Genomic DNA, 23,246 nt, shown 5'->3' with positions numbered 1-23,246 from the left:
ATGGCTGTAACAACTTCACAGTCCTATGACAAGACGGCTCGCCAGGTGCTCACTGGCTCGTCTGGTATACGTCGCCGTCACTTCCAGTTTAGTAGTGTGCTGGTCTATATCGCGCTGGCTATTGCCGCGTTGGTAACGATTTTCCCACTGGCCTGGATGTTTGTTTCGTCTTTGAAGCCGGGTAGCGAGATCGCTACGACCCCGCTGGGTCTGGATCTGCATACACTCTCTTTTCATAACTATACCGCTTTGCTCGCTGCCGTGCCGATGTGGGTCGGATTTCAGAATACCTTTATCGTGCTGATCCTGCAAGGAGGCGCGACTATGCTCTTTTGTCCCCTGGCCGGTTTTGCCTTTGCCAAGTTTCAGTTCCGGGGCAAGAAATTTCTGTTCGCCTTTGTACTCTCGACCATGATGGTCCCTGCCATCGCGATGATCCTTCCCCTCTTGTTGGAGATGGGCGCCCTCAACTGGGTTGATACCTACCAGGGATTGATCGCGCCCGGACTGGTCAATGCCTTTGCCATTTTCTGGACGCGGCAGCAGATCGCGGATGTGCCGAATGAACTGCTGGAGGCAGCCAAAGTGGATGGGTGTACCCCGTTCGGTATGTACTGGCGTATCGTTCTGCCGCTGATGCGGCCGGCGCTGGCGGCACTGGCGATTATGACCTTTCTGGGCATCTACAATGATTTTGTCTGGCCGGTGATCGTTACGGGGTCCGATTCGATGCAGACCCTGCAGGTGATGCTGTCGAACCTGGCAACCCAGATTAATAATTCGAGTCCGGGGACGACCGGCCATGATGCCTGGGGCATGATTATGGCCGCCAGTACGGTGGCTACGCTTCCGGTCCTGGTCCTGTTTATCGCTCTGCAGCGCCAGTTTGTCAGCGGCATGCTGGCCGGGAGTGTCAAGGGATAGTTTATGCATATATCTTCTAAACCAGAAAACATATCGCGGCTGGCCCGTGGGCAGCGTTCAGCCTATCCTCGTCCAGATTTTGATCGGTCGCATCGCTGGTTGTGCTTAAATGGCTCCTGGGACTTTTTGCCCGATCCCGATCAGCAGGGATTAGCGCAGCACTGGGAAGAACCTGGCCATGCCAGTTGGGCGCAACAAATTCAGGTTCCCTTTGCCTGGGAGACGATGGCTTCTGGGATTGGACAGGAATGGCTGCCGGTTGGCTGGTACCGTCTGCGCATACAGCGTCCTGCGGAATGGGCGCGTGAGCGCACCATTCTGCATTTTGGCGCGGTGCATTATCTATGCCAGGTGTGGGTGAATGGTCTATGGATTGGCGAGCATAGTGGTGGCTATCTGCCTTTCAGCTTTGATATTACTGATGCGTTGCGCGATGGGGCTGGCGAGCTGATCGTGCGCGTTGAGGCGCCCCTGGATAAGCTCGCTATCCCGCATGGGAAGCAGCGTAGCCGTCCCAACGATGATTATTATGAATGCCAGTTTACGGCCAGCAGCGGCATCTGGCAGACGGTCTGGCTGGAGGGGCGCCCAGAGACGTTTATTCAGCGCGTGCACCTGTCTCCATCCCAGGATTTGACGGCCATTGAGGCTCATCTGGAGCTTGCAGGTGAAGCACTGACCAATTCCATTCTTTCCGTTCAATTCGAAGGCATGCCAGCGCAGAGCGTTCCCGTTCACGATCGCGTTGTGCGCTTGACCTTGCCCGTCGAGCAGCCCCGCCTCTGGTCGCCGCAGGACCCGCATCTCTACTTTGTGACATTCAAGTTGACGAGCAGTGCGGGCGTTGATCAGGTGAAGTGCTATACCGGGCTGCGCTCGATTGAGACGCGGGGTAAGCGACTCTTGTTGAATGGCGAGCCGCTCTATGTGCGCGGCGCGTTGGAGCAGGGCTACTGGCCGCAAAGCGGCTATAGCGCGCCCAATGATGATGCCCTGCGCCTGGATGTCGAGATATCGCTGCAGGCAGGCTTTAATCTGATGCGTAAACATATCAAGCTGGAGGATCCGCTCTGGCTCTACTGGGCCGATCAGTTGGGCCTGCTGGTGTGGGCTGAGCCTCCCTGCTATGGTCGTTTCTCTGAGGAGGCGGCCGCCCTGTTTGAAGCGCAGTTGCCGCTGATGGTGGAGCGCGACCATAACCATCCGTCCATTATTCTGTGGGGTATCTATAACGAGGAGTGGGGGCTGGATTGGCGCAGCGGTCAGGATGTGGAGAAGCAGGAGGCGGTGATCCGGGCGTACGATCTGCTGGCCTCCCATGATCATAGTCGTCCCATTCTCGATGATTCCGGTTGGAACCATGTCAAGACCGATGTGCTGGACTGGCATTATTATGATGAGGATAATCAGCGCTGGCGTGATGTGACTGCGGCCCTGGCTAGCGATAATACCACCTGGTTTGGTCACCAACTGGGCGTGGACCACTGGTATGAGACGCAGTTGTGCGTTACCGGCCACGAACACCAGGAGATTCCTCTATTGAATGGTGAATATGGCGCGGGCCGGACCGATGAGGAGCGCGGCTGGTATTTTCGCTGGCAGACACAGGAGCTGCGGCGGCACGCGGCTATCAGCGGCTACATCTATACCGAGCTCTATGATGTTGAAAACGAGCTTTGTGGCCTCTATGATGCCTGGCGCCAGCTCAAGCCGCTGGGTTATGATCCTCGACTAGTAAATGCCGATACGGTTATTATCTTTGGTCTGGTACCACATGAACCGGGCCTGGATTACCTGGTGGAGCAGGCCGAATTGTCGATTCCCTATCAGATCTCGCATCAGGGTGGGCAGGCTATCCATGGCCATCTGCTTTGCTGGTGGGAGGGTGAGCGCGGAGGGGTAAACCGGGTGAAGGTAGATATCGAGCCATATACGATTACTACCCGGCAGCTGTTGAACTTTACCCTGCCTTCCGGGCCTGCTAGTGGTCGTCTGCATGTCCAGTTACAGGATGAGCATGGTCACAACTGCGCCTATGCTTTTCTGGATCTGGCCCCGGCCAGTCAGCCTTTATCCGCAGGGCAGCAGGCATCACAGGAGGGGTATGCCTTCTCTGAAAAAGACCTTTCTCAGATCACTGGAGAATGAATTGTTCTGAAAGATACCCTCGGGTTTCTTTCATTCGCTTATATTGTTGTTGTATTGCGTGACTCACGATGAGAATATCGCTAGCCTATGAACAAGGAGAATGGATTTCTATGCAAAAGTTTACACAGCGATGGCGCGTGCTACTCTTGCCCCTGTTCGGTTTTCTGTTCGCCTGCGCGCCATTCGCGGATGCGCAGGCCGCTGGCCCCATTAACTGGTTTACAATCAGCACCGTCAGCTCTACCAATAGTCCGGGTTGGGGACGTATGCTTCCCTGGGACCAGCAAGGGGACAATCTGGTGACCTATACGGAATATCCAGCGGGCGGTTCGCCGATTATCCGGGTGGCGCGCAGCAATCCAGCCAATCCGACCTATACCGTGATTGGCTGGATCCCTTCACCGGATGGCCATATTCAGGAGCAGTCGCAGATGGTGCAGATGCCCAATGGCGATATCCTGATGGCCATGCGCAACCGGCAGACGGATCTGAACTGGTATGGCCTGCCGATCGTGAAGAGTACCGATGGCGGCTACCAGTGGAACTTCGTTAGTCAGCTAGATACCAATCCCAATTCCAATGGGCGCTTCGATCGCGGATTGTGGGAGCCTTTCCTGTATGTCTTGCCCAATGGCTGCGTGGCAGGTTTCTATGCCAACGAGAAGCACGCGGACGATAATCCTTCTTACAGCCAGATCGTGTCTGAGCGTGTCTCTTGCGATGAGGGGCAGACGTGGGGACCGGAGATCTACGCGGCGGCCGAGCCCGGTTCGGCTCGACCGGGCATGCCGGGCTTTGCGCGCATGGCGAACGGACAGTATATCCTGGTCTTTGAGGTCTGTGGGACCGATAACTGCAATGTCCACTACAAGTTTTCTAACGATGGCACCAGCTGGTCAAATGATCTGGGCTATACGCTGCCCAACCAGCAGAGCGGCCCCTATGTGACGGTACTCTCGTCTGGTCGCATTCTGGTTAGCTCTGGCGGGACCAATCAGATCTCGGTCAGCGATGATAATGGTCAGAGCTGGTATCTCAATGATCCTCCCGCCTTCCAGGGCGCGACGGACACCTGGCCTGCTATCTACCAGACCGGTTACAACCACTCAAATGAGGTCGGCGTGGTTGTCAATATCGATGGTGCCATCAAGATCAACTTCGGTAACTATTAATACAGTAACCATGAAAGGAAAAGATGCACATGGTAGTTAACGGACAGAAGAACAGGTGGCGTGGCATATGTCTCCTCGCGGTGTGGTGGCTGTGCTTGTTATTGACCGCCTGTGCATCATCTACGAAGCCCATGTCAAAATCTGTTGTCGCTCTCCATAATCCATTGGCCCCGGTGGCTGATCCTTTTATTGTCTATCACAAGAAGAGTTACTATTTAACCGGTACGCGTACCGGTAATTCGCTGGAGATCTGGTATGCGCCGCGTCTGGAAGATGTGGGCCGTAGCTCAAAGACCATCTGGAGTCCCGCTCCTGGTGAGCCCGCCTTCCAGGTCTGGTCGCCGTCCATGTTTTTGCTGGATTATCAGGGGAGCCGCCACTGGTTCGTGTATTTTACGGCGGCCCTCACCAATACGAATGAAGACCATCGCATCTATGTTTTGCAGAGCCAGGGGGAAGATCCTCTGGGACCATACACATATAAGGGTCAGTTGACCGGTACAGATAGTACCACAGCCATCGATGCCTCAATTCTACAACTACACAATCAACTCTATATGATGTATGTGCTGGAAAAAGGGACTAATGCAACCTACCTGGCTCCAATGAGTGATCCATTGACTATGAGTGGGGCTCCACACCTGATTATCGATCCCGACCAACCGTGGGAGCAGGGATTCCAGGCCCATTCCACCTATCCAGTAGCTGAAGGGCCTGAGGCTTTGTATCACGATGGCAAAACATTTATCGTCTATTCGGCCAGCGATACCGGTAACTATAATTATTGCCTGGGCTTGATGACATATGTGGGCGGTGATCCACTTGAGCGTAGCTCCTGGCAGAAAAAGGGACCGGTCTTTGAATACAATAGTGATAACGGCGTGTTTGGTCCCGGACGCGCCCACTTCACGACCTCGCCAGATGGCAAGCAGTCCTGGATGGTCTACCATGCCAAGACTACCCCTGACTTCACATATGCGGGACGTGAGGTACGTGCCCAGCCCTTTAGTTGGAATGCCGATGGCAGCCCCAATTTCGGTACTCCGGTTAGCCTGAAGACTCCACTGGAACCACCCTCTGGCGAGTAACACATATTTTGAGAGGGCGTCCAATACGTGGGACGCCCTCTCAAAGATTATCCTAACTTCAAAACGCGTTCGGCGTTCAGGTGACTGATCTTTTCTTTATCGGCGGGACTGATGGCGGCGTGGTCTAGAAATGCACGCCCCTGCTCATTGCCGCTATAGGGATAGTCGACGGAGAAGATGATACGATCGGCCCCAACCGTCTGTAAGGCGAGCAGCAACGGAGGATCTGAGAAGAAGCCGCTGGTCGTGATGGTGAAGTTGTTCAGGAAGTATTCAGGCAGCGGTCGTTTGAGATTCTTGACCAGCGGAGCCAGCGTGTTGCTGATGCGATCTAGCATGAAGGGCAGCATCTCTCCCATATGTCCGATGATGATCTGTAAATCGGGGAAGCGATCAAATACGCCTGCCAGGATCAGGCGCAGGGCGTGAATGCCGACCTCTGAGTGCCAGCCCCAGCCAGCCGTGGCCAGCGAGAATGAGACGGCCGGATCGAAGCCACCGTAATAGGCGTCTCTTACCACTGTGGGCGGCTCGCCGGGATGAATATAGATCGGCACCTGCAGGGCGGTGGCCTGTTCCAGGATGGGGAGAAAGTGCGGATTATCCAGGAAGCGTCCCTGCGTCGTCCCGTTAATCATGGCGGCTTTAAAGCCGGGCAAGCGAAGCGCGCGTGCTAATTCATCAGCCGCGGCGGCCGGACTACTCATTGGCAGGGTGGCAAAGCCCGCGAAGCGCTCTGGATGCGTGGCGATGGCCGCGGCCAGCTGATTATTTGCCTCCCGCACCAGCTCGATCTCCTGTTCCTGTGGAACTGATAATACGCCCATGGCGGTATGCGAGATGACCTGGAGATTAATGCCGTTGGCGTCCATATCTCTGAGACGTGCGTCGCCAAGGTCGCTGAGCTTCTCCTGTATCCTGGATAGCATGGTTGGCGTGGGGCTGTTGCTCTGTCCAGCGTGCAGCACCGCTTTAAAGCCGGTCGACAAAAAGTGTTCTTCAATAGCGATTGTACGCATAAGCAGTCCTCACGATACTTCGTGCCAGCACTGCTCGTCCCTGCCATCACTGCGCACGATCTGATAATCGGATAATCGATTCCGGGCACATAAAAATAATGCTGTCTATACCCGGCATCCCGATGATCCGTTGTCTCGATCAGGAAGCTATGTATGTTTTGTCTACTGCGAAATTTTGGCTTTATAGGCGTTCCATTGCCGTTCATTGAATCCCAGTTCGCGCTTGAGCATATTTAGCTCTTCGCTATCAAGGAACTCTTCGGCCATGAAGCAGCAGCGACCAATATGTTCTTCTTTGACGATGCGTGACATGGGGAGGACAAACCAGCCGCGTTTGCGTAATTGTCGGAGTTCTTGTAGGTCCTGCACAAAGAGGGTTTGCAGGGTATCAAATGCATTGTTCGTCTTCATCGCCTTTGCCTTTCCTTCTCAGCAGTGAGCAGGTCAAAAGATGCCGGTGGGTTATTTATGCATCTACTATATCACACAGAAGTTTGCAGGTGGAATAGTAAAAGGGGCGAAGTTCTAAGATCACATATGGATATTATATCCATATGTGATTATGCTTTTATATGGTTCGCACCTGCGGCGCTCAATGACTTGCATCTACGGTGCTCAAGTCATTTATATATTGCTGCATCGGGGGCGCGGATGCGCCCCCGATGCAGCAATATATAAACTCAGCGCGGCTGCGTAGCGGCCGCGCGTATGGGGGCTAACACATTCCCAATGTGGAGGAGCAGAGATGTCCTTAGTTGTATAACTCGGGATCGAGTTGGTTAATTTTTACCAGCATGTCATCTGGATCTTCTAGCTGTAGCTGGTAGCCAAAGCCTTCATCGCCTGTTGGACGGGCGATGGTAATTCCGGCGGCACGCAGCTTTTTCTCTAACTCTTCCAGCGATGCACCATATTCAAAGTTGAGCTCAACCCGGCCCTCGTTCTGGTCGGGATTGGCCGGGTGCGCCAGTAATCCCAGTTCGGTCTGGCCGATTCGCAACAATGCCCAGTCCCCATCCCGGCTTCCATGAACGATGGTTGCGCCGAGTTTGCTATAGAAATCCAGCGCTCGACCCATATCCTCGACGTGTAACATGGGCTGAAGGCGTAACGTCTCTTCTGACTGCTCAATCGGGGGTGCTGATTGTGGAAGACGCTCCTCGCTCGTGTTGACCAGGTACGCGTTAAAAATTTTTTCTACCAGGTCGGATAATGAGAGTTGCTCATCAATGGAACGGTGCTTCATCTTTTTAACGGTCTCGGGGGTAAGGTACACATTAAATTGCTGTTTCGCTTCTTTCATCCTTCGCCTTCTTTCCTGACAACTAGAATGCTAGTATACTACTATAGTAGTATACTAGCATTCTAGTTGTCAATAGCATATTGCTGTGGAGGAAAGAGCGCTTATTGTACCGTCAGGGCAACATCATCCACATAGAAACTAGAGGTGAGCTGAGAGTCGGTCGTACCTAAGAAGGCGACCTGAACCTGTTGTCCCTTATAGCTGGAAAGGGCCGATGTCACATCAAACGTATACTGTGTCCAACCCTGTGCATCGATATTACACTGTGTCTGAACCGTTGAGATGGTGGATCCGCTGGTTGTACGCAGGCGGGCACGGAAGTAATCGTAGCAGGTACTACCGGTCTCATTTGTCGTGATGTTGATCCAGTAGCTCAGTGTAATTTTGGTGAAACTCGACGGAATGCTGACCGTTTGATAGATCGTATCAGAACAGCTATTGTAACCACACAGATAGGCACTATTGCTACCTGTATGAGGATTGCTGTTATCGACGATCTCATAGCCACCTGATGAGCTCTCGGTCCACGAGGTTGATCCACTCTCAAAACCACCATTGGTCAGGATATTGCCACCACCAGTAGTTGGAGTTGGAGTGGGTGTCGCTGCGGGAGTTGGAGTGGGCGTCTGACCCGGCGCAGGCGTGGGCGTTGGGGTTCCACCGCTTCCAAATTGGATATCGAGTACCGCGTGCAGCTCGATGCCGTTGGGCGCTACGCCCGCCTGACCATGTAAGAAGTCAAAAAATCCTACACCAGTCACGGTCACAGGTATATTCGCGGTCTGGAATGAACTATTGGGGGTATAGCGGGCGTCAAATTCGGCGCGTGCTTTTTGGATGCCGGACAGCAAAGGGCTGGATGAGCCAACGCAGGCCGGATCTGGAATCTCGACGATCATGGTCTGGCCGGAACTATCGGCAAGGATCAGGTGGTAGTCGGAATCGGTTTCAAGTTTGTACTGGGTAAGGGTGTCCTGCAGTTGGAATACGGTTGTCTCGGTTGGCTGAATGCGATTGTTGGAGGGGAGGCTGCTGGGTGCGGTCAGGGCTCTCAATGCTGAAATCGTCGTTGGCGTCACAGATTGCAGGTTGATCTTGCTCGCGTCGGCATCCGTGCCAGTTTTGACGGACCATCGTTCAACTCCACAGGATCCAGTACTGCTCTGCGGATTGACGTGGAGTGTTTCCTGGTCCGTATCCGTGTCTTTAATTGGTCCAGGATGAGGATTGGGTAGGGTTTGTGGCTGTGTGGCATATGCTGAACCTATCCCTACAAGGATCAATAAGACGACAGCTGCAAGGGCCAGAAGAACGCGTCTTCTCATGTTAACGCTCCTTTTAACTAACAAAAAATATGAGTAGCTCAACGCATGTGAATCTTCCCGGCAGCAGATAAGAAGATTTCTAATTATAAGTATGATTATGCTGCCTAAAAAAGTATACACTAAAATTGTTATTTTTTTGTTATCTAGTCTTTATATACTTATTATGTTGATTGTTTTATTAGGATAGATAAAATGGAAGGTGAGGCAGCAGGGGTGCATTCGCGCCCCTGCTGCCTCACCTTCCATTTTATCTAACTATTATGAATAACCTTGACGTTAACGTTAATCTTGTTGTATACTTAGAACGTGGTGGAAAACGTTTCCTCGATTCACCATGGCTACTTTTAACTTCAAAGCTATAAATTGATGCATATATGCCATTGTTAATTCGCGCTATTCTTTTAAGAATAGAAAAGGATGGTTCGTATAGCGGAAATTATATTCAAACTCAAAAATCTATAGATCGGAACTTTTCTTAATGCAAACTACCAAACAAGAAAATATGCAATTCTCTTCTGGCTCTTTGCCGGAGCCACAAATCGGGAAGTTCCTGCAGATGTTTCCCGCCTTACGCCAGCGCAACTTCAGATTATTCTGGTTTGGGCAGTTTATCTCATTGATCGGCACCTGGATGCAAACTACCGGCCAGGCCTGGCTGGTGTTGCAGTTGACGCATAACGACCTGGCTTTGGGAACGGTTGGCGCGTTACAGTTTTTGCCAGTGCTGCTATTCACCCTGTTCGGCGGAGTCATCGCCGATAGACTACCCAAGCGTAGGGTGCTCTTAGGTACGCAAACATTTGCCTGTCTGCTGGCAGCCACCCTCTTTACTCTCTATGTGACACATACGATACAGATCTGGCATATCTATATCCTGGCTTTCTTGCTGGGTATCAATAATTCGCTGGATATGCCGACACGACAGGCCTTCGTTGTAGAGATGGTCGGTCGTGATGCGCTGGCTAATGCTGTGGCTCTGAACTCTTCTGTCTTTAATATGGCCAAAATCGTGGGACCTGGCGTGGCTGGACTGGTTATTGCACGCTTCGGTGAAGGGCCTCTGTTCCTGGGCAACGCGATCAGCTTTATCCCGGTTCTGTTCAGCCTGATTTTGCTCGATCCAACGAAGCTCTTTGCTGTACAACGCAAGACTTCGGCGACCCCGATTGGACCACTTCAGAGTCTGAACAATGGTCTGAAATATGTGTGGAAGACGCCGGCGATCTTTCTGATTATCGCTGTGGTTGGTATCGTCTCGCTGTTTGGCATTAACTTTAACGTGGTTGAGCCGCTGGTGGGTACCGAACTGCTGCATCAGGGCGCGCAGGGCTTTGGCCTGATCTCGTCATCCTTCGGCGTTGGTGCCTTGATCGGAGCGCTCTCGATCGCGACGGGCAATAAGGCACCCAGCTTTAAGAAGATGCTGACGCGCGCGGCGATGTTCTGCCTGGGGCTCGCCCTGGTCGGTCTCTCGCATAACTACCTGTTATCGCTGGGTCTGGCGATGTTTACCGGTTTCAGTATGATTACTTTTACGGCGACCGCCAATACAACCTTGCAGACGATTGCTCCTGATCATCTGCGTGGCCGTGTAATGAGCGTCTACATGCTGGTCTTTAACGGCACCACGCCGATCGGCAATCTCTTTACCGGCTGGCTGGCTGGCCTGGCTGGTATCTCGATCGCCCTGGTCGTCAATGCACTGGCCAGCTTCATCGCTGTGCTGGTCGGCTGGATCAAGCGCGGACCCGCTGAAGATAATCTCCAGCAATCCCTCTCCCCTAAAAAATTATAAAGATATACATACAAAGAGGCCGCTCCTTACAATGGGGAGCGGCCTCTTTGTATGTATATCTTGAGCTAATCTCCCAATTGTACCTGCACTGACACGATTTATGGCCGTGCTCCATATTACAATTGATATGGTCTGTATACGATTTTATCTCTTGGAAGGCCGGATGTATAGAAAGTCGCCCGGCTTGAAAGGTTGATCATTCATGCAAGCGGCTAACGTTTCATTGCAGCAAGCGGCAGATCTGCTGGTACATAAGAGGACACATTTCGCGTTGTGGCGGCCAGCGGTGACCGATCCAGCTCCTGAATTGGTGATCGGGATCTTCGCACCGGGCGATCCGCCGACGCTCGCGAATGCACAAACATTTCCGTTGTCTCCTTCGGCAAAGGGGTCTGATTTGTGGGATATTGCAGCCAGGGATTGCCTGCTTGAGAATGGTAAAGTCTATCACTACTGGTTTAAGGTGACGGATAGCAATCTGTATAAAGAGAGCCATCCGCGCATCCTGTGTACCGATCCCTTCGCGACCAGCGTGGATTGGCGCCTGATGGGCCCACGCCCCGATGATCCCGCGTTTGGCGAGGAGGATCGCTATCCGGCCAGCGTGGTGCTATATAAGAACGGCGAACTGCTGCCATGCGATCCCGATGGACAGCAGCCCGACTGGCGCAACGATACGCCGCTGGAGCAGTTGCCGGTCAATACGCAGCTGGTTATTTATGAGCTACCAACGGCCTGGGCGCGCACTCGTAAGGAGGGGGGAATCATGGTGGCGGGCGGTACCTTCCGTGATGTGCTGGCCCTGGTCGATCCGGCGGCGGTCCCCTTTAGCTTCTTTGGCCTGGCCGTGTTGCAGGAGGGACGGGCGCATCTACGCGACCTGGGGATTACCGCGCTGGAACTGCTTCCGCCGGCGGATAGCTTTGTCCGGGGTGGTTGGGGATACTCGACTACCAACTACCTGGCCGCCGATCACGATCTGGGGCTCTATGGCAGAGATCGCAAGTCGGCGCCTATGACTGAACTGGCGCGCCTGATTCGTGCCTGCCACCAGATGGGTATTCGCTTCTTTGCCGATATGGTGATGGCTTTTTCGGCCCGCAATCCCTATCGCTCCATTAATTTCCCGGATTTCTTTGTGAAGGCTGATTCCGGTGATCCAGAGGAATACTCAAACGGGGTGCGGCGCGATGGCTTTGGGAGCGATCTCTTCAAGTATCATTATGAAGTTGAAACCTACGATCCATTTTCAGGCGAGAAGCAGAAGCTGGTGCCGGCCAACGCGTTTATGGTGACGTACCTTGATCACTGGATGCGTTTCTATCGTATCGATGGGGTGCGCATCGATAGCATCGTCAATATCGCCAGCTGGGATTTCATCCAGCACTTTAAGAATATTGGCCACCGCATCTACCAGGAGCGCTGGAGCGCGCAGGGCCATAATCCCGATGAGGCGGGGGCCCGCTACCTGGTCACGGGCGAGGAACTGGCTATGCCGCTGGACCTGATTCATCAGCAGCGTATCGATAGTCTGTGGAATGAATACTTTAAGCGCTATGTGCGGGCCGCCATCCTCGGTCAGAACCATCCTAACGAGCAGAACTTTGAGGATACCGTCAAGAAGATGGTCGATTGTCGCCTGCTCGGTTATGGTGATGGCTCACAGGCGATCAATTATGTCACTTCACACGATGTGGAGGGGTACGGCAATGAGCGCCTCTATGATTTTCTGGAGAATAGTGGGATCGCCGAGAAGGAGCAGCGCATCAAGCTGGCTTTTAGCTGCCTGATCACTTCCGTTGGCGTGCCGATGATCTTTGCCGGCGAGGAGTTTGCCGATCAACACGACGTACCGGCTGAGGGTCCCGATAAGCAGCTGGATGCCGTGAATTTTGAGCGCCGCGACGATCCCTGGCGGGCCCGCATCGTAGACCATGTGACGCGCCTGGTACATCTGCGCACCTATTATGAAGCGTTATGGACCAATGATACGACTTTTATCCACAGCGATTTCTCTGAAGACAAGCGCGTCATGGCCTGGGTGCGAGGCCAGCCTGGCAGTCGCGATATGGTGGTGATCGTGGCTAATTTTAGCGATTATATGACCCCCAATGCGCGCGATAAACGTTCCGAATATGTTATCAATAACTGGCCTCAGCTGCCGGAGGGCATGCGCTGGTATGAGGTCACGCAGGACCGCACCGTCTCCGTACGATGGGCCGGCCGCGAACCTATCTTCCCCTGGGAAGCCAAAGTGTATGCCGCGGTTTAACCTCCATAACGCCGATGTGGCCCGGTGCATTTATGCACCGGGCCACATCGGCTGTATGTTTCGCTCTTCTTTATTTAGAGTGTATTTGATTCTCATGATCATCGCCTGCAGCATGCCTGAGCTTTTGCACCTCTGATGTTCACAAATCCATGGTGAGTTGGTGCAACAGGGGCGCGAAAGCGCCCCTGTTGCACCAACTCACAAAACCAGTGCGGCCGCGTAGCGGACGCGCTCACATGCCCCCAGGGTGACAAGGGTTAGACACACTCTTAAGAGCGCTGGAGCTTTAAGGCGATTACAAGGTCATTCAGGAACGAATTTTCGGCTGGAGATACCTGCTCTCCTCCAAAGAAACCCAGGAAGCCGCCTTCGCGCCCGGCTGCGGCAACGTTATAGGCGAAGGAGTAGACGAACTGCTTGAACGACATGGCATCGCGCGGCGAGGTTCTTTCAAGGATGGATGCGCTACGCTGGCAGGATGCCAGTGCGGTATTGCGCGCCATTTCTGGATTCTGGGACATCTGGCGGATGTCGCCAAATGGACTTTGTCGTCCCGCACGCATGTCCTCTAACCCCCTGGTTAGTTGCTGGCCGATTTGCGTCAGCATCGGACTGATACTGCCCTGGGCTTGCAAGGCCTGTACACTCTTACCGATCGCCATCGCTTCCTGGACCATGCCAAGGATACCCGAAGGCGAGATGGACATCATCGCCAGGCTGACCTGTATGGGCGTGGCGACCAGCGTTTGCCATTCTTGTTGATTAAATGGTAGACCAGTGGGGACCGCATAGTTGGCGGCCGTAACCTGTCCAGGCTGACCAGTTACTCCGCCACCCACGGTGGCTCCCTGCCCTGGCTGGCCCGTGGCTGGCCCGCGATACTGCTCCTGCCCCGGCTGGCCCCAGACGGGTTGTTGTGGCGCGCCTTGCTGTCTATATTGCTCTTGTTCTGGTGTAGGCGCGGCCTCTCGCTTAAATGGTTCCTGGCCAGGCTGAGTGGGTTGAAAAGGATTCTGATTGGGAGGGTTCATGTCGCTCTGCCGATAAGGACCCTGCCCCATATTTTCCGCTGACCCACCTTGAAAGGGGTTCTGATTAGGATTGTCCATCCCTTTATTCGGATTCTGCATGTCATACTCCCCGGCCAGTCCTTGCCTGCGTTAAGATCCAATTGTACGTAATTGATGTGACCCATTTACATACACGTACTGTCCTACGCTTGACCGTACTCCAGAGCCAGGTGCGTTCCTCTCTATTATAATCGGTCAATGCAAACTCTTGCATCAACTCCTAATGTTTAGGATGGATGATTTTTTGACTTTTTGGTGTTCCAATAATGAGAATAATATAAATATGTAGTTAGATGGTCTGGAGTCCAATGAATGCCTCGTCTTCACATGAACCCCAAAATTTCTGTTAGTGTCGTCTTCGTTGCTGCTATGTTTATGAGTATTATGGATGGCACGATTGTTACTGTCGCCCTGCCTTCACTGGGGCGGCAATTTGGTGTTTCTGGTACCGGGATTGATGCGGTGGTGGTGGGTTACCTGGTAAGCCTGGCGGTGGTGATCCCGGCTTCGGGTTGGTTGGGTGACCGCTTTGGAAACAAGCGTATCTTCTTGAGCGCCCTGGCGCTGTTTAGTGTTACTTCTGCGATGTGTGGACTGGCGCCGAGTTTGCCAATGCTTATCCTATTTCGTGTCTTGCAGGGACTGGCTGGTGGTGCGTTGACCCCCGTTGGTACGGCTCTTCTGTATCGTACCTTCCCACCTGCGGAACGTGTGCAGGTATCACGTATCCTGAATATCCCTACTGTATTTGCTCCCGCGATGGGACCAGTTCTGGGTGGCTTATTGATCACCCAGTTCTCATGGCGCTGGGTCTTCTTTGTCAATGTGCCTATTGGTATCCTGACCGCGTTGTTTGGCCTGCTTTTCCTTGAGGAGTACTATGAGGAGTCGGTGGGCGGCTTTGATGTGATGGGCTTCTTTCTGGCCGGCATCGGCCTGGGCCTGGCTATGTACGCCCTGAGTGAAGGTCCAAACTATGGCTGGACCTCGATCGGGATCCTGAGTTGCGGTGCCGCCGGGGGGCTTATTCTGGTGGCCTTTGTCGTTGTTGAACTGCGGGCTTCACATCCAATGCTCGATCTGCGTCTGCTGCGCAATCGCTCTTTCCGCACCTGCAACCTGCTCTCGCTCTTCTCGGGCGCGGGCTTCCTGGGATTGCTGTACGCGGCACCTTTGTTCTTGCAGGAGGGACGTGGTGTGTCGGCTCTTACTTCAGGTCTGACTACGTTTCCCGAGGCGCTTGGGGTGCTGGTCATGACCCAGATCGCGGCTCGCCTCTACCCATATGTGGGACCTCGACGCCTGATCGTCTATGGACTGGGATGCGTGACCGTTTTTATGCTGCTGATGAACTTGATGGGCCAGGATACCAGCCTGTGGCTGATGCGTGGATTGATGTTCTTGATTGGAGCGGGTATGGCTAACTCATTCCTGCCGGTGCAGGCGGCCGCCTTCGCTACCATCTCGCCAGCCGAGACCGGTCAGGCTTCCGCGCTTAGCAATGCTCAGCGTCAGATCGGTTCCTCACTTGGGGTGGCCATCATCAGCACTGTAATTAGCTTTGTTGGCATTACCCAGATGAATACCCATGGTGTGGCCGTTCCCAACTTGAACGCCTACCATGCGGCCTTTATCACCTCCGCCATTCTGGTCCTGATCGCCGCTTTGATCGGACTCGCTGTTCGTGATAGCGACGCCGCCTCTACCATGCAGCGCACCGGATCAGCATCCAAAGAAAAGGCCGTTATCGAAGCCACCCTTGGCGCCGAGACTGGTATGTAAGTAGTGGTGTATAGAAAATAGTGCACGGGGCGCGAATGCGCCCCGTGCACTATTTTCTATACACCACTACTAGCAATGTACCTCTTGCTATGGTAAGAGTCTTGATAGGCATTGACTACTATTGTGATGGGTATTGATTATTGTTCTAAGAACGTGCTGCTTAGCCGCGTTTCTTATGGGGCTATTTTATGCGCGAGAGGCATGTGAATCCATGGATTGCGTCACAAATCTACCGTGTTCTATATTATGGCAAAATATCGTTTATTGTGCTATAACAGCTCCTGATATGGCAAATAAACATATATGAATATATTGTTGAAAATAGATTGCGGTACGTCAGGTTGTTGGGCAGGTTAAGATTTGATTGGGCGACCGATGATCGTTGCGAGCATGGTGGCGCAGACCTGTTCATGGTCATCGTTGAGGGTGATAACCTCTCCCTGGCAAACGGTGATGGTGCGTCCAGGTCTAAGGACTCGTCCGTGCGCGATCGCCATTGTGCCGCGCGCGGGTGCCATGAAGTTGACTTTATATTCAATTGTTAGCACGTCTGTGTCTGGAGGCATGAGTGTGAGGGCGGCGTAGCCACAGGCCGAATCTACAATGCTGGTGATGGCTCCAGCATGAAAGTAGCCGTGTTGCTGGGTGAGACTGTGCCGGTAAGGCATCTGGATACGAACGTAACCGGGTTGGACGTCTTCCAGCGTTGCGCCGAGGTGTTGCATTAATCCCTGGCGCAGAAAGTTGGCGCGGACGACCTGCTGAAAATCCTCGTTAGTAGCCCGAAAATCAGCCATGATGTCCCTGTTCCTCCTTGAGTAGGTAATGGTGTTTCAGAAAATTGGTAAAGGTAAGCATCTCTTCCTGATAGCTTTTCAGGTTGTGAGACTGGATCTCCTGCGTGTATTGAGTCTGGTAGTCGAGGCCATGAGATTGCAGACGACTATAGCCGAAGCTGTCATTATGCAGGTAGAGCTGTTGATCGTAGGGCGCGTGGTGAACTTCATAGAAGGCGATCAGCGCCTGGTGCACCAGCCGGGAGCCGCGATAATAGGCGATATTCTCATCACGGGCCAGCCTGAACATCTCTTCGTTCAGCTTGCTTAACACTTCTGGCGTGGCCTGCTGCTCCTCGGCCTCCTGTAGACGCCTGGTCGCCTCGCGGGCCTGGCGGCGTATCGCTTCGGTCCCTACGGCGTGAAAATCGACCCACGGCCCGGCGTAGCCATGGTTTAAATGTCCCTCGCAAGAGGCGTTGGTTTCGACCCCCAGCACGTTAAGCGCGATCACCGTTTCCATGATGCCCGGGTCAATGGGCGCGCCCGTCGGATCGGTGGCGTCGGCTAGCTTGTGAGCCCATGCGGACCAGCCCTCTGGCAGTGGTGCCGATTGATCTGGCATGCTTGCTTTATCCCTCTTTCACGTAAATTTCTGCTGATATCTATTTCCGCTATTGTGGATCAATCTTTGCGCCACTGTCAACTCGCGCCGTATCTTTTGTTGCTATGGAGATATCGATAGGGCGGCTCTCGTTGTTCTTGAGGATCTGTGACAACGAGGGCCGCCCTGTTAAATTGCGATCGGTAGGTGAAGATGCATGAATTAATCGACGGCGATCAGGAAATCGCGGATCTCGTAGCCGGTGACGAGGTCGCTCCAACTGATCCTTGGTTTCTGCTTGATGCGCAGTGTTGGCAGTGCCAGCAGGCGGCTCAGGAAGATATCGGTCTCCTGGATAGCCACATAGGCGCCGGGACAGCGATGGACGCCATCTCCAAAGCTCATCAGCATCTCGGGAACCTTGTCTCCCTGCAGATCTCGACCCGGACAGATGACGCGCGGATAGTCCCCGACCACCTTTTCGTCACTGTTGGATCCATGAAGGTGGATATTGATCAGCGCGTTGTTGGGAATGGTGATCTCTTCACCGTTATGTTTGAGGGTGATGTCCGCGGTGGCGCGCCGCTGCAGGTTACCGACGATCGGTTCCAGGCGCAGAATCTCGTGCAGGATGGCGTAGCGTTCTTCTTCAGGCGCGGCCAGGTAGCGCTGGCGCAGCTCCGGCTGCTCTAACAGGTGCCAGGCGGCTACGCTGATGAATTCGCGCGTCGTAATCATGCCGGCTGCTCCATAAGTGACGCACTCGGTCAGGATCTCCACCTCGCTATATTTTTGTTCGAGCAGATGTGAGATTACGTCCTGTTTCAGATTGCGCTTGCGCGCCTCGATGGCTGGCTTGACATCCAGATAGAAGAAGTTGAACATTTTGCGCTGCGACCAGATGGCGCGTATCTTCTCGCTCAACTTGCCGGTCCCCTGGTCGAATCCTCCCTCAAAGAAAGCCTCGATGCGGCGGTCCAGGCCCGGGATACGGCTATCGGTTAGTCCCACGATCTCACCGGCCACACGTACGGCCAGCCTCATGCTCAGCTTGCTGAGGTCAACCTCTTTTTTGCGTTTGAGCTTTTTGACCAGCTCGTCGCTCAGATTCTCCATCAGCTGGCGGTAGTTATCGCTTACCGCTTTCGGCGTGAAGAAGCGCGCCGTCTGTTTGCGCTGCTGCTGGTGCACCTTGCCCTCTTGATAGAGGATGGGCGTGTTTTGCTGGCCCGGGATACGCGCGATCAGCTCGGCATTGAAACCGGCCTGCTTTGTATTGGGACTGCGCAAAATTGTGCGTGCCGCCTCGAAGCTACGTATATGCCAGACGTTGGCGGCCTCATCGTATTCAATCGCTACGCCGACCGGCTCGATAAATTTTGGCGTCTTCTGCTGCGAGATCGCGCTATGATCAACTGGACAACGGGCGGGTATGTTATCTGCACCCGACTCCGTAGTCCCTTCAATCGTCTTCTGCATTATTATTGCTCCAACTTATACATACCCGTTTACATAAAATCCTTACATACCTGCAAACTTATGGTATATCATGTATCATATGATATACTGTAGATCATAAAATGGAACACGTCAAGGGGGACATCCAATTATCTTATGTAAATACTACGATTCAATGAATTTTATCGGCTACCCCCATCCCTCGATCATACATCTCCTACATAGCGTCTGTTCATGAGGATGAGCAGATGGCGTTGATGGCGTTGAGCTCGAGGGGGCTGAACTCAAGATTTTGCAGAGCGGCCACGTTCTCTTCGATCTGTTCGACGCGGGAGGCGCCGATCAGGACGCTGGTGACGGCTGGATGATAGAGGCTCCAGGCAATGGCCATCTGGGCCAGGGTCTGGCCACGCTGCTGTGCCAGCAGGTTGAGCTGTTGGACCTTGTCGAGCCTGGCCCGGCTGCTGACCTCGTGCAGGTTCTTCTTGCCCCAGACGTTGAAGGCACGTGAGTCCTGTGGGAACTGGCTTCCCAGGTATTTGTCTGAGAGGACGCCTTTGGCGAGTGGGCTGAAGGCAATGACGCCGATGCCGTTGCGTTCGGTATGTCCAAAAAGGTCCTGTTCGCAACCGCGATCGAGCAGATTGTAGCGCTGCTGGTCAATGGTGATCGGGCACAGGTTCATGCGCTGCCGCACCTGGATGGCTTGCTCCAGTTGTGGACCCGAGAAATTGCTGAGGCCTATGTACAGAGCCTTACCCTGACGCACGATCAGGTCCAGGGTCGCCATTGTCTCTTCCAGCGGTGTCTGTGGATCGGGCCGGTGGGCGTAGAAGATATCCACGTAGTCCAGCTTGAGGCGCTTCAGTGATTGATCCAGGCTGGCGATCAGGGATTTCTTTGAGAGCCATTCCCCGTATGGCCCTTCCCACATATGGTAGCCAGCTTTGGATGAGATGATCAGTTCGTCGCGTGGCATGCTTTTGAGGATCTTTCCGACGATCAGTTCGGCTGTTCCTGGTGGGCGCCCATAGTTGTTGGCCAGGTCAAAGTGGGTGATGCCCAGGTCGAAGGCGCGATATAGACAGGCGCGCGTGATGTCTTCGTCTCGATAACTGCCAAAGGTTTCATGTGCGCCCAGTGAGATGGCGGGTAGCACGAGGCCCGAGTTCCCACATCTGTTGTAGAGCATCCTGTCATAACGGTCGTCCATAAAAGACATCTGATATTCATTCATGGTCGTTTCGCTCCTCTTCCATCACTATATTCACCAGGGGCACTACCAGCATCAATGTCGCTTCTTCTTATAGTTTACACCGCTATAAAAATAACATGCTTTACCCGGTGAGACTCTGTATAGATGTCCTTTTTGGGGTATAGTTATGCTATGGCATGCATTAATTTGAGTGTTTAAGTATGGTGTCTGGAGGTTTTGCTATGGTTCAATGGACGGATAAAGATATCCCTGATTTGCAGGGACGCGTGGCGCTGGTAACCGGCGCCAATAGCGGACTTGGCCTGGAGACGGCGCGGGCGCTGGCGGCGAAGCGGGCGCATGTAATCATGGCGTGTCGCAATCTGGAAAAAGGTAGTCAGACGCAGGCCGAACTGTCGCAGGCTTTTCCGCAGGCTTCTCTGGAACTGATGGAGCTCGATCTGGCTTCGTTGGAAGCGGTACGGGCGTTTGCACGTAGTTTTGCCGCAAACCACGCCCGCCTGGATCTGCTATTTAATAACGCGGGCGTGATGGCGATTCCGCGTCGTGAGACCCATGATGGTTTTGAGATGCAGTTTGGTACCAATCATCTGGCCCACTTTGCCCTGACTGGTCTGCTGTTGCCCACCTTGCTGGCTACCTCGCGCAGCCGTATTATCTGCACAACCAGCGCCGCCCGCGCCATGGGGAAGATCCGCATTGACGATCTTAATCGCACGCGTTCGTATGGTCGCTGGGAAGCGTACGGGCAGAGTAAGCTATCGAACCTGCTCTTTGCCTTCGAACTCCAGAGACGCCTGGCGGCGGCGCGAGCCGAAACCATCTGCGTGGCGGCCCATCCTGGTTACGCGGTTACGAACCTGCAGACCACCAGTGCCACCCTTTCTAATGCCACCCTTGAAACTCTCCTCTACACGAAGCTCGGCCCACTCGTCGGTCAGACCGCGCGGATGGGCGCTCTACCCCAACTCTACGCGGCCTTCTCCCCGGATATTCATGGCGGCGAACTGGTTGGTCCCGGCAGCCTTGGTGGATTGCGTGGCTACCCGCGTATCGAAACCAGGGCCCAGAAAGAATACGACAGGGCCACTGCCCGCAGCCTCTGGGACGCCTCCGTCAAGCTCACCGGCGTCGACTACTCCGCCCTCCAATCCCCCGCCATCTAACATCATATAGCGAGGCCCCGCCTTTTTCCATCTGGCGAGGGCCGCCTTTTTCCATCTGACGAGCGCCCCCCTTTCTCTCCGCCGAGGCCCGCTCTTTTTCCATCTGGCGAGGCCACCTGCCTTTCTATCTGTGAGGCCCCGCCTTTTATCTATCTGGCGAGCGCCCCCCCCTTTCTATCCGTCGAGGAGGTTGCGGGCGCTCGACGCGCCCGCAACCTCCTCGACAAAAAAACACAGGCGGCCGCGTACGCGGCCGCCTGTGCGGGGGCGCTTAGCTCCCCCAAAGCCCCACCCCCACATACGCGAGTAGAATCATGCCCCACGCATGATTCCACTCGCAATCTCCAACTTTTGGTTGACGGCACACCTCCCTTTATCAACTATATTCGAGTAGTGGCGAATATAGTGCATTGAAGAGTGTTAGCTGATTAAAGGAGGACGTAGATGTCTACGAGGCCCAATAAGAATAATATGCTGGTAGTCGGCGTGTTTGAAAATGTGGCGAAGGCAAAACAGGCCCAGAAAGAGATCGAAGTCTGGGACGAGACTCAGTCCGATATTAAGCTTGGTGGCAGCACCGTGATCTATAAGGACGAGAAGGGCAAGATAAAGGATGAGCGCAGCAGTAAGTTCGATTGGAAGAAGGGGGCCTTGATCGGTCTGTTGCTGGTTCCCTTGACCGGCGGATTGTTGCTCCCTGTTTATGGCGCGGTGGCCGGACTGGCTGTGACCTGGTTGAAGGGTATTAAGCGTGAGGACGTCGACCAGGTGGCCTCGGCGATCAAGCAGGGGAACGCGGCCCTGGCGGTTCTGTGCGATGAATACGAGATCAAGTCGGTGTCGGAAGAGATGAAGCGGCTGGGTAGCAAGAATGTGATTGGCTACGCGGTACCGGAGTCAACGTCCGCCCAGGTTGAGCATGCGGTAAATGAGGCGGCCTCCAAAGGCGAGATCACACCCGAGCACCAGGTGAGCCAGTAAAGCAAGCCTGGATGTGTGATTCCTTCTCGCACCGGGAAGGAATCACTATCGGTGTGGGCGCCTGCTAGATAGGAGCATAGGCTTATTTGATCCATTTAATCCCGCCCGTTTTTCCACTGCATCTGTGCCTGTTGCAATCCCAGCAACTGTTGCTCCAGCGACATGATCTCTTGCTGTAAGCGCTGCTTTTGTTGCTGTGGACCCATCAGCCGAATGTCCTCTGTGATTTTATAGCCACGCCTCAGCAAGCCACGCGGCACGAAGGCCGCCGTCTGATTATACTGGGCCCGCGTTTTGGACATACCCGTGTTGATCTGCTTCAAGTCCAGCTTTAGCTGCCTGATCTGTAGCTTTAACTGGCTGATCTGATCTTTATAGGGATCAGCCTGTTTTCTCAGTCCACCCTGGTCAAAAGATATTTTAGACGACCCGTACGGCGTAATGGCGCCGGGCTCTTGTAGTGGTGCACCACAATGCTCACAAAATCGTGCTCCATCTTTGACCCTCTGACCACAGACAGAACAGAACATAGTCGCGACTCCTTCCTCACATTTTATCTATCTATGATACGGTTGAGGTGCTGAAAAAGATCACGCGTGAAATTCCGGTAGTTATCGTTACTCCCATTGATCAATTGACCACGATTTCTCTTTCTCTATCTGCAGACGAGAATTGATAGAAATGAAGCATCTGCATTGTTGAATTGATAATGCTTTTGTAGTATATTCTGACGTGTAGAGTGCCAGGTAAAATTATGCATAGCTCTCCTGGACGTGTGCAGGATATTGTGATGTGCAAAATGTTGGTCATGGGGAGAAATAAAATACGATGTTTGATGAGGATGATGATCTGGATACGCTGCGCGATGGATTGATGATTAATAATTCACAGTCTGATGAGGAGGATGGCACGCGAGGCATCGGAAGCGGCAACGTGTTGCGTTGCCCGCGTTGTCGCCGTACGCGGGGATACCGCCCTATTAACGTGCTCAAGGACATCAAAGGGCTGCTTTGCTTGAGTTGCGGGGCCGAACTGCTACAATGCTCTTTTTGTAGCCAGTTCAATATCCTACCACGGAGAGGCGGCAAAGCCGCGCTACCCTGCCAGCATTGTGGAAAACCACTGGCATGCTAACATTGTCGCTGCA

20 protein-coding genes are annotated in these 23,246 nt (G+C 53.7%); 10 read left to right on the top strand and 10 right to left on the bottom strand.

Annotation, left to right across the window (positions count from 1 at the left end):
- The 4 genes from KTT_RS29845 to KTT_RS29830 all read left to right on the top strand — a co-directional run bounded on the left by KTT_RS29845 (position 1) and on the right by KTT_RS29830 (position 5,332).
- Positions 1-924 carry a carbohydrate ABC transporter permease gene (locus tag KTT_RS29845; RefSeq protein ID WP_126601333.1) on the top strand — a complete coding sequence of 308 codons (924 nt, stop codon included), beginning with the start codon at positions 1-3 and terminating at the stop codon, positions 922-924.
- Positions 925-927: 3 nt separating this feature from the next.
- The gene (locus tag KTT_RS29840) at positions 928-3,072 is read left to right on the top strand and encodes a glycoside hydrolase family 2 protein (protein WP_126601332.1); all 2,145 of its coding nucleotides are present in this window, start codon (positions 928-930) and stop codon (positions 3,070-3,072) included.
- Positions 3,073-3,182: 110 nt separating this feature from the next.
- Positions 3,183-4,244: a sialidase family protein gene (locus KTT_RS29835; RefSeq protein WP_126601331.1), complete on the top strand. Its 1,062-nt coding sequence runs from the start codon at positions 3,183-3,185 to the stop codon at positions 4,242-4,244.
- 131 nt (positions 4,245-4,375) lie between these two features.
- On the top strand, positions 4,376-5,332 hold the full coding sequence (locus KTT_RS29830; RefSeq protein ID WP_160146220.1) for a glycoside hydrolase family 43 protein: 957 nt from the start codon (positions 4,376-4,378) through the stop codon (positions 5,330-5,332).
- Between the two features lie 47 nt (positions 5,333-5,379).
- Here KTT_RS29830 and KTT_RS29825 read toward each other — a convergent pair whose 3' ends face one another.
- The 4 genes from KTT_RS29825 to KTT_RS36580 all read right to left on the bottom strand — a co-directional run bounded on the left by KTT_RS29825 (position 5,380) and on the right by KTT_RS36580 (position 8,979).
- On the bottom strand, positions 5,380-6,351 hold the full coding sequence (locus KTT_RS29825; RefSeq protein ID WP_218031045.1) for an amidohydrolase family protein: 972 nt from the start codon (positions 6,349-6,351) through the stop codon (positions 5,380-5,382).
- Between the two features lie 162 nt (positions 6,352-6,513).
- Positions 6,514-6,762 carry a hypothetical protein gene (locus KTT_RS29820; RefSeq protein ID WP_126601329.1) on the bottom strand — a complete coding sequence of 83 codons (249 nt, stop codon included), beginning with the start codon at positions 6,760-6,762 and terminating at the stop codon, positions 6,514-6,516.
- A 340-nt stretch (positions 6,763-7,102) separates the two neighbouring features.
- Positions 7,103-7,654 carry a VOC family protein gene (locus KTT_RS36850; RefSeq protein ID WP_218031044.1) on the bottom strand — a complete coding sequence of 184 codons (552 nt, stop codon included), beginning with the start codon at positions 7,652-7,654 and terminating at the stop codon, positions 7,103-7,105.
- Positions 7,655-7,755: 101 nt separating this feature from the next.
- Positions 7,756-8,979 carry a hypothetical protein gene (locus tag KTT_RS36580; RefSeq protein WP_126601328.1) on the bottom strand — a complete coding sequence of 408 codons (1,224 nt, stop codon included), beginning with the start codon at positions 8,977-8,979 and terminating at the stop codon, positions 7,756-7,758.
- A 502-nt stretch (positions 8,980-9,481) separates the two neighbouring features.
- Here KTT_RS36580 and KTT_RS29805 point away from each other — a divergent pair.
- Entirely contained in the window at positions 9,482-10,774 is a 1,293-nt protein-coding gene (locus KTT_RS29805; RefSeq protein ID WP_126601327.1) for an MFS transporter, read from the top strand.
- A 202-nt stretch (positions 10,775-10,976) separates the two neighbouring features.
- Positions 10,977-13,046, top strand: coding sequence for an alpha-amylase family glycosyl hydrolase (locus tag KTT_RS29800; protein ID WP_218031043.1), 2,070 nt, complete (start codon positions 10,977-10,979; stop codon positions 13,044-13,046).
- Between the two features lie 269 nt (positions 13,047-13,315).
- On the opposite strand, the gene KTT_RS29795 is transcribed toward KTT_RS29800, so the two are convergent.
- Positions 13,316-14,176 (bottom strand): hypothetical protein, encoded by an 861-nt coding sequence (locus KTT_RS29795; RefSeq protein ID WP_126601326.1) that lies wholly within the window; start codon positions 14,174-14,176, stop codon positions 13,316-13,318.
- A 252-nt stretch (positions 14,177-14,428) separates the two neighbouring features.
- Here KTT_RS29795 and KTT_RS29790 point away from each other — a divergent pair, with 252 nt between their 5' ends.
- Positions 14,429-15,898 (top strand): MDR family MFS transporter, encoded by a 1,470-nt coding sequence (locus tag KTT_RS29790; RefSeq protein WP_126601325.1) that lies wholly within the window; start codon positions 14,429-14,431, stop codon positions 15,896-15,898.
- Between the two features lie 353 nt (positions 15,899-16,251).
- Here the strand turns inward: KTT_RS29790 and KTT_RS29785 are convergent, their stop codons facing one another.
- The 4 genes from KTT_RS29785 to KTT_RS29770 all read right to left on the bottom strand — a co-directional run bounded on the left by KTT_RS29785 (position 16,252) and on the right by KTT_RS29770 (position 19,973).
- Positions 16,252-16,695: a PaaI family thioesterase gene (locus KTT_RS29785; RefSeq protein ID WP_126601324.1), complete on the bottom strand. Its 444-nt coding sequence runs from the start codon at positions 16,693-16,695 to the stop codon at positions 16,252-16,254.
- Positions 16,688-17,299: a hypothetical protein gene (locus tag KTT_RS29780; RefSeq protein WP_126601323.1), complete on the bottom strand. Its 612-nt coding sequence runs from the start codon at positions 17,297-17,299 to the stop codon at positions 16,688-16,690. Before KTT_RS29780 ends, KTT_RS29785 begins: the two co-directional genes overlap by 8 nt.
- A gap of 201 nt (positions 17,300-17,500) precedes the next feature.
- On the bottom strand, positions 17,501-18,757 hold the full coding sequence (locus tag KTT_RS29775) for a cytochrome P450 (RefSeq protein WP_126601322.1): 1,257 nt from the start codon (positions 18,755-18,757) through the stop codon (positions 17,501-17,503).
- A gap of 211 nt (positions 18,758-18,968) precedes the next feature.
- Complete coding sequence (locus KTT_RS29770) at positions 18,969-19,973, bottom strand: aldo/keto reductase (RefSeq protein ID WP_235845915.1); 1,005 nt, start codon at positions 19,971-19,973, stop codon at positions 18,969-18,971.
- Positions 19,974-20,173: 200 nt separating this feature from the next.
- Here KTT_RS29770 and KTT_RS29765 point away from each other — a divergent pair, with 200 nt between their 5' ends.
- Together KTT_RS29765 and KTT_RS29760 are read left to right on the top strand one after the other, a co-directional pair.
- Positions 20,174-21,118 carry an oxidoreductase gene (locus tag KTT_RS29765; RefSeq protein ID WP_126601321.1) on the top strand — a complete coding sequence of 315 codons (945 nt, stop codon included), beginning with the start codon at positions 20,174-20,176 and terminating at the stop codon, positions 21,116-21,118.
- Positions 21,119-21,562: 444 nt separating this feature from the next.
- Positions 21,563-22,099, top strand: a complete 537-nt coding sequence (locus KTT_RS29760) for a DUF1269 domain-containing protein (RefSeq protein WP_126601320.1) — start codon at positions 21,563-21,565, stop codon at positions 22,097-22,099.
- A gap of 95 nt (positions 22,100-22,194) precedes the next feature.
- Here KTT_RS29760 and KTT_RS29755 read toward each other — a convergent pair whose 3' ends face one another.
- The gene (locus tag KTT_RS29755; protein WP_126601319.1) at positions 22,195-22,629 is read right to left on the bottom strand and encodes a zinc-ribbon domain-containing protein; all 435 of its coding nucleotides are present in this window, start codon (positions 22,627-22,629) and stop codon (positions 22,195-22,197) included.
- Between the two features lie 298 nt (positions 22,630-22,927).
- On the opposite strand from KTT_RS29755, the gene KTT_RS29750 reads away from it, so the two are divergent.
- Positions 22,928-23,233: a hypothetical protein gene (locus tag KTT_RS29750; RefSeq protein WP_126601318.1), complete on the top strand. Its 306-nt coding sequence runs from the start codon at positions 22,928-22,930 to the stop codon at positions 23,231-23,233.
- Positions 23,234-23,246: the final 13 nt, after the last annotated feature.

The sequence above is a fragment of the Dictyobacter aurantiacus genome (assembly GCF_003967515.1).
In the GTDB taxonomy this organism is placed as follows: Bacteria; Chloroflexota; Ktedonobacteria; order Ktedonobacterales; family Ktedonobacteraceae; genus Dictyobacter; species Dictyobacter aurantiacus.
The sequence above is the reverse complement of the archived record's forward strand: the minus strand, read 5'-3'. Positions and strand labels throughout refer to the sequence as shown.

Coding starts and splice junctions, on each gene's coding strand:
- KTT_RS29845 (WP_126601333.1), top strand. CDS start 1: ATGGCTGTAACAACTTCACAGTCCTATGACAAGACGGCTCGCCAGGTG.
- KTT_RS29840 (WP_126601332.1), top strand. CDS start 928: ATGCATATATCTTCTAAACCAGAAAACATATCGCGGCTGGCCCGTGGG.
- KTT_RS29835 (WP_126601331.1), top strand. CDS start 3,183: ATGCAAAAGTTTACACAGCGATGGCGCGTGCTACTCTTGCCCCTGTTC.
- KTT_RS29830 (WP_160146220.1), top strand. CDS start 4,376: ATGTCAAAATCTGTTGTCGCTCTCCATAATCCATTGGCCCCGGTGGCT.
- KTT_RS29825 (WP_218031045.1), bottom strand. CDS start 6,351: ATGCGTACAATCGCTATTGAAGAACACTTTTTGTCGACCGGCTTTAAA.
- KTT_RS29820 (WP_126601329.1), bottom strand. CDS start 6,762: ATGAAGACGAACAATGCATTTGATACCCTGCAAACCCTCTTTGTGCAG.
- KTT_RS36850 (WP_218031044.1), bottom strand. CDS start 7,654: ATGAAAGAAGCGAAACAGCAATTTAATGTGTACCTTACCCCCGAGACC.
- KTT_RS36580 (WP_126601328.1), bottom strand. CDS start 8,979: ATGAGAAGACGCGTTCTTCTGGCCCTTGCAGCTGTCGTCTTATTGATC.
- KTT_RS29805 (WP_126601327.1), top strand. CDS start 9,482: ATGCAATTCTCTTCTGGCTCTTTGCCGGAGCCACAAATCGGGAAGTTC.
- KTT_RS29800 (WP_218031043.1), top strand. CDS start 10,977: ATGCAAGCGGCTAACGTTTCATTGCAGCAAGCGGCAGATCTGCTGGTA.
- KTT_RS29795 (WP_126601326.1), bottom strand. CDS start 14,176: ATGCAGAATCCGAATAAAGGGATGGACAATCCTAATCAGAACCCCTTT.
- KTT_RS29790 (WP_126601325.1), top strand. CDS start 14,429: ATGCCTCGTCTTCACATGAACCCCAAAATTTCTGTTAGTGTCGTCTTC.
- KTT_RS29785 (WP_126601324.1), bottom strand. CDS start 16,695: ATGGCTGATTTTCGGGCTACTAACGAGGATTTTCAGCAGGTCGTCCGC.
- KTT_RS29780 (WP_126601323.1), bottom strand. CDS start 17,299: ATGCCAGATCAATCGGCACCACTGCCAGAGGGCTGGTCCGCATGGGCT.
- KTT_RS29775 (WP_126601322.1), bottom strand. CDS start 18,757: ATGCAGAAGACGATTGAAGGGACTACGGAGTCGGGTGCAGATAACATA.
- KTT_RS29770 (WP_235845915.1), bottom strand. CDS start 19,973: ATGAATGAATATCAGATGTCTTTTATGGACGACCGTTATGACAGGATG.
- KTT_RS29765 (WP_126601321.1), top strand. CDS start 20,174: ATGGTTCAATGGACGGATAAAGATATCCCTGATTTGCAGGGACGCGTG.
- KTT_RS29760 (WP_126601320.1), top strand. CDS start 21,563: ATGTCTACGAGGCCCAATAAGAATAATATGCTGGTAGTCGGCGTGTTT.
- KTT_RS29755 (WP_126601319.1), bottom strand. CDS start 22,629: ATGTTCTGTTCTGTCTGTGGTCAGAGGGTCAAAGATGGAGCACGATTT.
- KTT_RS29750 (WP_126601318.1), top strand. CDS start 22,928: ATGTTTGATGAGGATGATGATCTGGATACGCTGCGCGATGGATTGATG.